We start from the raw sequence: 12,812 nt of genomic DNA, 5'->3' as shown, positions 1-12,812 counted from the left end.
GCTTTCCGCCGCGCGAGCGCCGCTGGTGCCGCGCGGCGGGGAGATCGCCAGGAGCGCGCTGGTCCGCGGGCCCATGGCGGCGATGCCGCGCAACGAGGCATTGCTGCTGTTCTGCCTGATCAACCACCCGTTCCTCCTGGACGAGGCCTCGGAGGAGGTGGCGGGCCTGCCGCTCGCCAATCCCGACGCCGACCGCCTGCGCCGGCTGCTGCTGGAAGCCCATCTCGAAGGCCTCGACGACGAGGGCCTGTCCGCCCGCCTTGGACAGGCGGACATGGAGGCGCTGGCCAAGCGGGTGAGCGCCCTTGCCAACCCCCGCCACGACTGGCCGGCATACAAAGATACCGCTCCGAGCGATGTCCGGCTCTGGTGGCATCAGCGCACGGCCTTGCATCGCAAGGCTCACGCGCTATCTAGGGAATTGAGGGAAGCGGAGCGCAGCCTGGGGGATGACCCCAGCGAACAGAATTTCGCTTGGCTCCGCGACGTGCGCGAGCGCCTTTCGGCGATTGACGGTACGGAAGCTTTGGTGGAGGGGTTTGGCGCTTCTTCGGGCCGCGCGTCGGCGCGCTCGGTATGAAGCCGTCCTCCGGATAGTCGAAGGAAGTCTGCCGCTCCGACCATGGGGGTTGGATGCGCGTTCAGGCTGGTTTAACGGGATGGCGACGAAAAAGCCGCTCCCGGGTGCGAAGGCAAAAGGTGGCGAGGCCGAGGGGCCGCGCCGCCGTCTTGTCGTTTCTAGCCGGCGAGATCAGCAGGAGAAGTCCATGGCGAAACAATCGGCCGAGGCGACCGAGGCTCCGGAGAAGGAAAGCGAGGCCCCCGACGGGCCGCTGCTCGACCTCTCGGATGCGGCCGTCCGGAAGATGATCAAGAACGCCAAGCGCCGTGGATACGTGACCTACGAGCAGCTCAACGAGGTGATGCCTTCCGAGGAGGTGACCTCCGAGCAGATCGAGGACACCTTGGCGATGCTCAACGACATGGGCATCAACGTGATCGAGGCCGAGGAGGCCGAGACCGAGGAGAGCGCCGAGGAAGGCGAGACGGCCGAGGAGCCGGAAGAGGCGGAGGGCGGCGAGCTTGCCGAGGCTTCGCCGCGCGCGGTCACCCGCTCCGAGACCAAGTCGGAGCCGGCCGAGCGCACCGACGATCCGGTGCGCATGTATCTGCGCGAGATGGGCTCGGTGGAGCTGCTCTCCCGCGAGGGCGAGATCGCCATCGCCAAGCGCATCGAGGCCGGCCGCGAGGCGATGATCGCCGGCCTGTGCGAGAGCCCGCTCACCTTCCAGGCCATCATCATCTGGCGCGACGAACTCACCGAGGCGCGCGTTCTGCTGCGCGACATCATCGACCTCGAGGCGACCTATGCCGGCCCCGAGGGCAAGAATCCACCGGCCGCCATCGGCGACGAGGCGGCGCTTGCCCCCGAGGCGGGCGAGGACGGCCTTCTCGGCGACGGCGCCGGCCCCGAGGGCGACGAGGACGACATGGAGAATTCCATGTCGCTCGCCGCCATGGAGGCGGAGATCAAGCCGAAGGTGGTGGAGACCTTCGACCGCATCGCCTCCAGCTACACCAAGCTGCGCCGGCTGCAGGACCAGAACGTCGAATCGAAGCTGAAGAACGAGACGCTCTCCCCGGCGCAGGAGCGCAAGGCGAAGAAGCTGAAGGAGGACCTCGTCGCCGACGTGAAGTCCCTCTCTCTCAACCAGCAGCGCATCGACGCCCTGGTGGAGCAGCTCTACGAGATCAACAAGCGTCTCGTGGGCCTGGAGGGTCGCCTGTTGCGCCTCGCCGACAGCTACGGCGTCGCCCGCGACGACTTCCTCAAGCAGTATATGGGCTCCGAACTCGACCCCAAGTGGGTGCTGCGCGTCTCCAAGCTCGGCTCCAAGGGCTGGAAGGGCTTCGTCGCGCACGAGAAGGAGATGATCAAGGACCTGCGCGGGGACATCCACGCGCTCGCCACCGAGACGGGGCTCGAAATCTCCGAGTTCCGCAAGATCGTGCAGATGGTGCAGAAGGGCGAGAAGGAAGCCCGCCAGGCGAAAAAGGAAATGGTGGAGGCCAACCTGCGCCTCGTCATCTCCATCGCCAAGAAGTACACCAACCGCGGCCTGCAGTTCCTGGACCTGATCCAGGAGGGCAATATCGGCCTCATGAAGGCGGTGGACAAGTTCGAGTACCGCCGCGGCTACAAGTTCTCCACCTACGCCACGTGGTGGATCCGGCAGGCGATCACCCGCTCGATCGCCGACCAGGCCCGCACCATCCGCATTCCCGTGCACATGATCGAGACCATCAACAAGATCGTGCGCACCTCGCGGCAGATGCTGCACGAGATCGGCCGCGAGCCGACCCCGGAGGAACTGGCCGAGAAGCTCGGCATGCCGCTGGAGAAGGTGCGCAAGGTGCTGAAGATCGCCAAGGAGCCGATCTCGCTCGAAACGCCCATCGGCGACGAGGAGGACAGCCACCTCGGCGACTTCATCGAGGACAAGAACGCGGTGCTGCCCATCGACGCCGCGATCCAGTCCAACTTGCGCGAGACCACCACGCGTGTCCTCGCCTCGCTCACGCCCCGCGAGGAACGCGTGCTGCGCATGCGCTTCGGCATCGGCATGAACACCGACCACACCCTGGAAGAGGTGGGCCAGCAGTTCTCGGTGACGCGCGAGCGCATCCGCCAGATCGAGGCCAAGGCCCTGCGCAAGCTCAAGCATCCGAGCCGGTCGCGCAAGCTCCGGAGCTTCCTCGACAACTGACGCCCGGCGCGCGCCGTCCGATCGGTTTTGGCAAAAAAAGAGGCCCCGGATTTCCGGGGCTTCTTTGTTTTGCACGCAGCTTGCGCGGCCTTCCCGTTCCTTCGGATATCCTCCGGAACGGGTCGGTGGCGCCCGCCTCACACGAAGCGGAAGTCGTCAGCCGAGAGGCTGGCGCCGTTGACGCCGCGCAGCAGCATCTGCGAGCCGTCGTCGAGGGTGATGGTGGCCGCGCGGAAGAAGAAGGCACCGGTCGTCGTGATGGCACCGGCATCGACCATGGCGTCGAAGTCGGCATAGACGTCGGCGTCGATCTCGATCACGTCCGCACCGCGCTGGAAGTCGAACACCGTGTCGCGCCCGTAGCCGGAGCGGAAGACGAACACGTCGTTGCCGCCGCCGCCGCGCAGCTGGTCGTTGCCGGCGCCGCCGTCGATCACGTCCGCCCCGGCATTGCCGCGGAGGTTGTCGTTGCCACCGAGGCCGAGGAGCTGGTCGTCGCCCGTGGTGCCGCGGAGCTGGTCGCGCTGGTTGGTCCCGACGACCTGGTTCAGGCTGCTCTCGCCCGCGATGTCGAGGACGAACGCGCCGACGTCCGTGCCGCCCTGGCCGTCGGAGAGCTGGTAGGCCACCGTCACCCGCGCGGTCTCGCCGGCGTCCAGGCCGGCGAAGGTGTCGCCCGGGGCGAAGGCGAGCTTGCCGCCGACGATGGAGAAGGCGGCGGCCGCGTCCTCGGCGTCGAGGTTCAGGCCGGAAACCGCGGTCACCTCGAAGCCGGCAAGGCTCAGCGCGCCGCCGTCCACGTCGCTGTCGTTGACCAGGAGGTCGAAGAGCTTGCTCTCGGTCTCGGACACGCTGCCCGCATCATCGGTGGCGACCGGGGCGTCGTTCACCGGGGTGATGGTGAAGCTCGCCTTGGCCTCGTCGGTGTCCTCGCCGTCGGAGACGATGTACTCGAACGAGGCCTGGCCGTTGAAGTTGGCCGCCGGGGTGAAGCGCACGCCCGTTTCGGTGATCTGGGCGGTTCCGCCCACCACGTTCTTGAGACCCGCGATCGTGAGCGTGTCGCCCTCGCCATCCGTATCGTTCGCCAGCAGCTCGGCGAAGGGGATGGTGAAGGCGGCGGCGTCCTCGGCCACCGCGGCGAGCGTGTCGTCGGCGGCCACCGGAGCCGCGTTCTCCAGGCTGCCCAGGATGGCCTGCCGGCTGAGCGTCTCGCCGTCGGCGAACACGATCTCCTCCACGCCACCGGTCAGCATCTGATCCTTCAGGGTCAGAAGCGAGCCGTCCTCGAGGCGGATCACGACGTCGTTGCCGGCGACCGTGAAGGCGACCTGGTCGCTCTCGATGTCCTGGAACACCAGGGCGTCCATGTCGTCTTCGAGGCCTTCGCCCTCGGCGATGGTGTCGGAGCCGTCACCCTGTTCGTAGGAATAGGTGTCGGAGCCGTTGCCGCCGATGAGCATGTCGTCGCCGCGGCCGCCTTCGATCTCGTCGTCCTGGTCGCCGCCATAGATCTCGTCGGTGCCGGCCCCGCCCAGCAGGATGTCGTCACCGGTGCCGCCGAACAGCAGGTCGTCGCCGGCGCCGCCACGCAGCAGGTCGGTTCCACCGTGGCCCTTGAGCATGTCGTTGCCGGCATTGCCCGAGAGGATGTCGGCGAGGGCGCCACCCTCAGCCATGTTGGCATCGGCATCGCCGGAGAAGGTGACCTGCTCGGAGACGAGGACGGTGTCCTCGGCGCGGGCGTTGAGGTTCTGGATGCGCTCGTCGCCGGCCATGTCGGTGTCGGCGAGGTCGTAGGCGGTTTCTTCGGTGGCGTGGTTCGCACGCATGTAGCGCTCGAGGGCGAGCTGCTCGCCCATGGCGTCGGTGGGGGCGAGCGGCACCAGGAGCTGGCTCTCGTCGAGCACCGGGCCGAGGCTGCCGTCGGCGAGCAGATAGCGGAAGTTCTCGCCGTTGGCCTTCATGGGATAGCCGTCGCCACCGTCGGCGAGGAAGTTCAGCGTCACCACCGAGATCTCGGCCGGCACGTCGTCCAGAAGCACGCCGTCGTCATAGAGCTGCACGAGGACGTTGCCGTCGGCATCGACCAGCGCCATGTCGAGCACGCGGCTGCCTGCCACCGCATCCGGATCGAAGGAGAAGGAGACGCCGCCGATCTGCGGGAAGCGGCCCTGGTTGCCGTAGGAGGCGACGCCGTGCTCGATGATCGCCTTCAGGCCTTCCGGCGTGGTGTCGAAAGTGATGAGCTTGTTGTCGAAGCGCAGCGAGTTCTCGACATCCAGCTGGGAGACGCCGCCCTCGGGGGGCAGCTTGTCCACCGTGCCGTCCACCGGATCGGGCGCCGAGAGGGTGCCGATCTGGGCGCGGATGCCGCCGCCGTTCTTGATGGAGACCACATAGGCGCCTTCAGCCTCATTGCCGAGGGCGTCCTTGAGGGCGGAGGTGAAGCTGCCCGCGTTGGCGTCGGCGGACAGGTTGCCGAGGTTGGTCTCCTGGTTGCGGACCTGGCCGCGCTCGCCTTCCAGATAGACGTCCGAATAGCCGTAGACGTTGCCGTCCTTGACGTCGATCACGCCCTGCACCGCCTCGGTGATGGTCTTCACGTCGCCGCCCTTGGTGCCTTCGGCGAAGGCGGTGGCGTCGAGGTTGTCGACCGTGGTCTCCCACGCTTCCGCGACGTTCTCCTCGGTGGCGGCGATGGCGCCGTTGATGGCCTGGTTGGCGGTCAGGCTGTCGGTGATGATGTGGCCGTTCTCATCGAAGTCCACCACCAGGCGGCCGAGATAGGTGTACTCGTTGTCGGTGTTGACGATGAGGATGGGATTCCCCTCGGCGTCGGCGCCGAGATAGGGGTAGTCGAGGGCGAAATCGGCCGCGTGGCCGGGGAACGCCACCGCCTCGTCGTCGGCATCGCCCATGCGGGTGTTGGAGCCGGCGGACAGGATGATGTCCACGCCCTTGAGCTTGCCGGCCAGCTCGATCTCGTTGCCGATGATCTGCAGGTGCGACTGGAGGATGATCTTGTCCACGCCCTCGGCGATCATCTCGTCGATGATCGGCTGCAACTGCGCGGCCAGCAGATCCATGTCGTCCACTTCGCCGTTGGCGCCAGTGCCGCCGGGGAAGCCGGCGATCTCGGCACCCGAGGGCGAGGAGATGGTCTCAAGGATCTGGGTGGTGACGCCGACGATGCCGATCTTCTCGCCGCCTTCGGTGATGACCGCGGCGGGGACGATCTTGCCCTTGAGGGTCGAGGCCTCGGGGATGGCGGTGGTGGTGGCCGGCTGGTCCACGCCCGGCTGCACGTTGTAGTCCACCGTGTCCACATAGATGGCGTTCAGCGCCGAGTCGGTGGCGGTCGGGTCGGTGTAATAGGGCGAGGAGGGGCCCACCACCAGATTGGCCGAGACCGACACGAACTGCGCGCCCACCCAGCCGGAACCGGGCGTCAGCGACGCCGCCAGCACGTTCGAGCCGAGGTCGAAGTCGTGGTTGCCGAGGGCCGACGCCTCGACGCCGATGACGTTGTGGATGGCGATGTCGGCGGCGGCGATCGGGATCGTGCCGGTCATGGTCGAGCCGGTCACCTCGTTGATGGCGTCGCGCACCGCGGGATCGGTGCCGGCAGCGAGGAACGGGCCGGGGAGCCAGTTGTCGCCGCCGGCGAGGATCAGGGTGTTGCCGTAGTCGTCGTCATAGGCGTCGACCAGCGCGGCGAGGTTCGGCGCGGTCTCGGACGCGAGCAGGCCCGCTTCGCCGTCCGAGAAGTGCAGGAGTTGGAGCGTGTAGGTGGTCGACACGGGCGGCTCCTCTTCGAGGTTGAGGCCGATGATGAGGGGATCGTGGTCGGAGGTGCGCACCGGGCTGTCGGCATCGAAGATGCTCGGGTCGCGGCCGAAGTCGGTGTTGTAGTCGAGGGCGTCGGCCTCATCGGAATTGATGTGCCAGTGGGTCACGCCCGTGACCTGCGCGGCGAGCGTCTCGTTGGCGAAGATGTAGTCGAGCGAGCCGGTCTGGCCGTCGAACACGTAGGAGTAGGGATCCTCCAGGCGCGTCTCCAGGCTCTCGAAGCCGGCCTCCTCGAGGATGCCGATCGCGTCTTCCTTCGCATAAGCGTTGAAGTCGCCGAGCAGCAGCACGTCGCTATCGCCGGAGCCGGTGGGGTCGCTCTCGGCCCAGGCGGTCAGCGCGGTGGCGGCGAGCTCGCGCTGCTGCTGCCAGGCACCCTGGCCGTCGAGCTGGTCGGCATCGGCATCGGTGCCCGTGCCGCTCTTGGACTTCAGGTGGTTGGCGATGGCGGTGAAGGTCTCGCCGGTCTCCACCTCCTCGAACGTCACCGCCAGCGCGGCGCGGCTGGTGTTCACGCCGTTGAACACGCCGTCCACGGTGCTCTGGTCCAGCAGGCTGTCGAGACCCAGCGCCGAAAGGTCGCCGTCGTCGAGGATCTCAATCGTGGTGTCATAGGCCACCGTCACCTCGGAGGGCTTGTAGATGAAGCCCACCGCGATCGCGTCGCCGCCCACGAACTGGGTGCCCGGATCGACCCAGGCATAGATCTCGGCGCCCAGCTCGGCGTTGAGCTGGTCGACGAGATATTCCAGCGCGTTGCCGTCCGAGCCGGCGAGGAAGTCGTTCTCGATCTCGACCAGCGCCAGCACGTCGGGGTCGATGGAGAGGATGGTTCCCACCAGCTTCTCGGTCTGGCGCGCGAACTCCGCATCGCTGTCGGCACCGCGCGGGTCGAAGCCGGCCGCGGTGTTGTCGCCCGGCTGGTCGGAGCTGGAGTCGGAGATGGTGTCGATGGTGGTGAAGTAGTTCAGCACGTTGAGCGAGGCGACGGTGAGGCGCCCGCCCACGTCCTCCGGCGCGTCCTCGCGGGGCGTGCCCTCCTCGAAGGTGTTGGTGCCGTCCTCCACCGAGCGGATGCGCCAGGTGGATCCGGACGCGGAATTGCCCGCCCACTGATAGTCGAGCACGCCGGTGAGCCCGGTGATGGTGTCGCCCATGCGCGGGGCGGTCTCGGTGCTGTAGGGGTCGAAGCCGTCCAGGTTGGTGATGGCGGCGTTCTGGACGTTCAGCCCGTCGTCATAGGTGATGGTGCGGGTGCCCAGCGCCTCCAGATAGGCCGCATAGGCGGCGGCGTCGGGGGCGTTCTCCTGGGTGAACTGGGCCGGGCGCTCGCCCGCCACCAGCTTGATCTCGTTGAAGCGGTCGAGGTTGAACTGCTCGGTGATGGTGAGCTCCTGCTCGACCGTGACCAGCATGCCCTCATAGGCTTCCAGGTCCGGCTGGTAGTCGCCGTCCTGGCTCAGCGTCACGTCGGCCGCCGGCAGGCTGATGGTGGTGGCCATCTCGTTGATGTCCGCCACCGCCCCGGCCTCGATCACGGCGATGGACGTGGCGTTGAGCTGGGTCATGCCGAAATATTCGGAGACCGTCGCCGTCACCCGCACGCGGTCGCCCACGTTCACGTCACCAGTGCCGCCATAGACGAAGATGCCTTCCGAGGTCAGCGGGTTGCCGTCCTCGTCGAACTTCTCTTCCTGGATGTAGAAGCCGCCGAGGTTGCGGCTGTCGTCGCCGTCGCCGTTCTGGAAGTCGCCGACCACGATGGCTTCCACCGTGACGGTCTGGCCCACCAGAGCGGACGCGTCGCCCTCACCCTGGATGGCGCTGATCTTGGTGACGGCCGGGTCTTCGAGGTCATAGACCGTGACCGTTCCGGAAATCTCGTTCGCGGTCATGAGCAGAGCGCGGCCGGTCGGGCTGTCCTCGGCGGCGACGAACTTGATCACCTCCGGGCCGTAATCCTCGGAGGTGGGGGCGATGTAATCGACGTACTTGGCATCCTCGGGGGTGGAGACGTCCCACACCATCACGCCGCCGATGCGCTCCAGCGCCACGAAGGCGTACATCTTGCCGTTGACCTCGCCGACGGTGACGCCTTCGGGCTCGGCGCCCTTGTTGTCCGAGCGGGTGTCGAAGCTGCCGCCATTCTCGCCGTTGAACACGGTCGAGGCGTTGGGAAGGGCGGCGAGGATCTGCTCGAAGTCGCCGCCGGTCTCATTCACCTTCTCGATGGTGCCGTCGAGGTTCTGCTTGAAGATCGAGACGCCGCGGCCGCCGAAGCCGTAGAGGTCGTCGGCGGAGGTGGTCCACACGGTGTCGAGGTTGTAGCGGGCATAGTCCGTGTCGGTGACGCCGAAGCTGGAGGCGCGGGCCTCGTTGAGGCCTTCCGAACCGTTCTGGACGATGCGAGTGTCGCCCTCATTGGCGGTGATGAAATAGGTGGCGCCATCGATCTCGAAGGAGGCGATGGCATCGGGCTGGAGCAGGCCCTTCACCGGCGCATTGCCCACCGAGATGGCCTTCGAATTGCCGCCGCCGTCGCGGTCGGAGAAGTCGGCCTCGTTGCCGGCAAGCGAGAAATCCACATAGCCCGCCGGCAGGATCGAGACCGGCTTGTCGGCGTCGGTGTCGGTGAGGTCGATCACCGCGACCGCGTTCACCTCCTGGAGGGTGACATAGGCCTTGGTGCCGTCGGGGGAGACCGCCACATATTCCGGCTCGATGTCCTGCGAGGCGGTGGGGGCCTCGAGGTCCGAATTGCCGCCGAAGATCTTGAGGCCGAGGTCGGAGAGCTGGTCCTCGAAGCCGTCGAGCGCGGTGAAGCCCACGGTGTTGCGCACTGTCGCGCCGACCGCGCCGCCGCTCATGTCGATGATGGTGACGGAGCCGGGGGCGTTCACCGTCTCGCCGGTGCCCTCGTCGAGATAGGGCTCGCCCTCGTTGGCCACCAGCAGCAGCTTGCCGTCGGGCGAGAAGGTGAGTTGGTCGGGGAGCACGCCGACGGAGAGCGTCTTGATGAGGGTGCCGTCGCCGTCATAGAGCGCGACCAGGCCGGCTTCGCCGCCGTCCGCATTCTGCACCGCCACGGCGATGATGCCGTCATAGGCGGCCACCGAATTCACTTCGCCGTAGCCGGGCAGGGTCGAGAGGTCGATCTCGGCCACCTTCGCCGGCGCGAAAGGGTTGGAGAGATCGAGCACGTCGATGCGGTCGCTGGCCGCATTGGTCACGTAGGCACGGGCGGTCGTGTCGTCGAAGGTGATGCTCTCCGAACCGCCTTCTCCGTCGCCGCTGTCCCAGGAGCCGCGGCGCGTGACCGTGAGCGTCTCGGTGGCGACCGGGGCGGTCACCGAGCCGGTGAGGGACTCGGCCATGTCGAGGATCTCGATGCCGCCGATCACGGTGGCCGCGGCATCGTCGTTGAGGATGGTGGCTTGGGCGGTGGCGCGCGCGTCGAGGATCGTGGTCTCGACGCCGCCGGAATTCTCAACGTCCGTGAGGGTGAGCGAGAACGCCTCGTCCAGCTCGATCTCGGTGTCGCCGTTGACCTCGATCGTCACCGTGGTGGAGGCGAGCCCGTCGGCAATGATGCCGGCGAAGCCGGTGATCAGCGTGGCGAAGTCGTCGGTGGCGGTGTCGCCGGCGAGGAACGAGCCGGAAAAGCTGACCTCGCCGGTGGTGCCGCCGGTGCGCTCCACGGTGAAGGTGAGCAGCTGGGTGCCGGTGTCGCCTTCCACCAAAGACAGCGACAGCGAATCGACCGCGAAGCCGAGCTTCTGGGTCTCCACCGCCGGCGCGCTGGTCACGGAGATGTTGTCGATGCCCACCCACTCGTCGCTGCCGGAGGCGTTGGTGGTGAGGATGCGCACCTGGAGGTCGCTGCGGCCGTTCACGGCTTCGGGCAGCGTCAGGTCGAAGGGGGTGGACTGGGTGGCGGTGCCGCCGGTCGTCACGTCGGCCGCGTAGCCGCCGGTCACGTTCGTCCAGCTGCCCGAATTGCCCAGGCGGTACTGCACCGCGATCTGCTGCGCGGCGTCGTCGCTCGAGCCATCGATGTCGCGGGCGTCGAACGTCAGGCGCACATCCGAGCGGCCGGTGGCGTCGAGATAGATCACGAGGCTCGGCGCGTCGGCGGTGCCGGAGCCCTGGAGCGCGACCGTGGGATTGCCGAGTGTATCGAACTCGGCGACGCCGCCGCTGGTGAGGGTGGTCGCGGTCTGATCGGCGATCACGTCCACCGCGCCGAGATCCGCGCCGGTTAGGGTCCGCGGGTCCACGTTGGTGCTGCTGCCGCTGTCGATGTCGCCGAGATAGCCGACGATGGCGGCAACGTTCGACCAGTCGTCATTGGCCGTGATGAGGTCGGCGCTGCTCCAGGTCTGGGAGAAGTTGCCGGTGGACAGGACGTGGGGAGTGGTCGCCATGGGGGATCTCGCTGCGGATCGGGGCGGCCACGGGGAAAGCGAGCGCAGAAGGGGAAGCACAGTGCCGCCGCCCAGCGCACTGGTTTCCCACCTAACCTTCGGTAATCGAGGGTGACCCTAAAACCGATCACAACAGAACGATGAATATCCGGTGCCGACGTGGTGACATTTTTTTAAGTATCTCGATTCAATGAAGACTTCTCATTTGTTTTGTTGCTTCTCCGGCAAATTGTATTTCAACTCAAAATTTTATATGCCGGCGCACATTACAAGGCGACCGGGATAAAATATTATGGGTTGCAAGAAGATTGTTGTCACAACGCCGTCGGCGCGCCAGAAGGTTGCAGGCGCGGCGAGGGAGCGGACAGAGAGGGCCGCGGGCGTCAGTCGTGCCGGAAGGCCCGCATCAGCTGGTCCTTCACCGGCTTCACCAGATAAGCGAGGGCAGTGCGCTCGCCGGTCTGGATGAAGGCTTCCACCGGCATTCCCGGCATCAGCTGCTTGCCGTCGAGGCGCTGCGCCTCGCCCGGCCGGAGCGCGATGCGGGTCACGTAGAAGGACAGCCCGCTCTGCGGGTCGCGGGTGAGGTCCGCCGAGATGCGGGTCAGCACGCCCGAAAGGTCCGGCGTGTCGGCGCTGTCGAAGGCGGAGAATCGCAGGATCACGTTCTGCCCCACCCTGAGCCGGTCGATCAGCTGCGGGTCGATGCGCGCCTCGACCACTAGTCCGTCATGCTCGGGGATGATGAGCATCATCTGCTCGCCGGCGCTCACCACGCCGCCCACCGTATGCACCGTCTTCTGGTGCACCACGCCGTCCTGCGGCGCGCGCAGGTCGATGCGCTGGAGCTGGTCCACGGCCGCCACGCGCCGCTCGGCGAAGTCCGCGAGCCGCGTCTCCACGTCGCGCAGCTCGGTCGAGACCTCGCGCCGCTGCTCCTGGTCGATCTGGATGATCTGAAGCTCGGTTTCGGTGATGCGTCCCTTGGCGCGCGCGGTCTCCGCGACAAGCTGGCCGGCCTCGCCGGAGAGTCGCGCCGCCTCCCGCTCCAGGCTGGTCATGCGCGAGATGGACACCAGATTGGAGGCATAGAGCTTGCGCACGCCTTCAAGCTCCAGCTCGATCAGGCGGATCTGCTCGCGCTTGGAGGCGACCTGCGCGGCAAGGCCGGAAATCTCCTCCTGCGTCTGGGCGATGCGCTCGCGCAGCTGGGAGATCTGCCCGTCGCGCGCCGCCTGGCGCGAAGAGAACAGCGTCTCCTCTCCGGCGAGGATGGCGGCGATCGCCTCCTCGGCGGCATGGTTCTTCAGCGCGGCCGGGAAGACGATCGCGGACCGTCCGTCGCGTTCGGCTTCCAGCCGCGCCTTGCGGGCGGCGAGCTGATTGATCTGGTTGTCGACCATGCCGAGATTGGCGCGGGCGGTGGTTTCGTCGAGGCGCACCAGGACGTCGCCGGTCTTCACCCGGTCGCCGTCGCTGACGAGGATCTCGCCCACCACGCCGCCGGTCGGATGCTGGATGCGCCGCACGTTGCTCTCGACCACCACCTGGCCCTGGGCGATCACCGCGCCCGAGAGCGGCGCGGTGGCGGCCCACACGCCGACCGTGCCGAGGAGCACGAGCAGCAGGGCGCCGCCCCAAAGGGTCGTCGCGCGGATGTCGCGGAAGGGATCGAGCGGCTTGCCGGCGGCCATGGCGGCGTCTCCTATCCGGTCGCGCTCGACCACGAGTGCGGGGCTTGGCCGGCACCGCGCCCGCTTCGGCCGGC

3 protein-coding genes and 1 pseudogene are annotated in these 12,812 nt (G+C 67.3%); 2 read left to right on the top strand and 2 right to left on the bottom strand.

The genetic code is table 11. The features are described 5' to 3' along the window. A pseudogene (locus AC2W7M_RS10005) lies at positions 1-580 on the top strand (DNA primase); the annotation flags it as partial. Positions 581-767: 187 nt separating this feature from the next. Continuing rightward, complete coding sequence (rpoD, locus tag AC2W7M_RS10000; RefSeq protein ID WP_486132068.1) at positions 768-2,768, top strand: RNA polymerase sigma factor RpoD; 2,001 nt, start codon at positions 768-770, stop codon at positions 2,766-2,768. A 137-nt stretch (positions 2,769-2,905) separates the two neighbouring features. On the opposite strand, the gene AC2W7M_RS09995 is transcribed toward rpoD, so the two are convergent. Beyond that, entirely contained in the window at positions 2,906-11,044 is an 8,139-nt protein-coding gene (locus AC2W7M_RS09995) for an ExeM/NucH family extracellular endonuclease (RefSeq protein ID WP_486132066.1), read from the bottom strand. Positions 11,045-11,427: 383 nt separating this feature from the next. Further along, positions 11,428-12,738 carry an HlyD family type I secretion periplasmic adaptor subunit gene (locus AC2W7M_RS09990; protein ID WP_486132070.1) on the bottom strand — a complete coding sequence of 437 codons (1,311 nt, stop codon included), beginning with the start codon at positions 12,736-12,738 and terminating at the stop codon, positions 11,428-11,430. Positions 12,739-12,812 lie beyond the last annotated feature (74 nt).

This window comes from Xanthobacter sp. BG11Y11_SDJG (assembly GCF_057364445.1).
This window is presented reverse-complemented; position numbering and strand designations above follow the sequence as displayed.

Bases quoted from the DNA above. Each gene is read 5' to 3' on its own strand.
- rpoD (WP_486132068.1), top strand. From the start codon at position 768: ATGGCGAAACAATCGGCCGAGGCGACCGAGGCTCCGGAGAAGGAAAGC.
- AC2W7M_RS09995 (WP_486132066.1), bottom strand. From the start codon at position 11,044: ATGGCGACCACTCCCCACGTCCTGTCCACCGGCAACTTCTCCCAGACC.
- AC2W7M_RS09990 (WP_486132070.1), bottom strand. From the start codon at position 12,738: ATGGCCGCCGGCAAGCCGCTCGATCCCTTCCGCGACATCCGCGCGACG.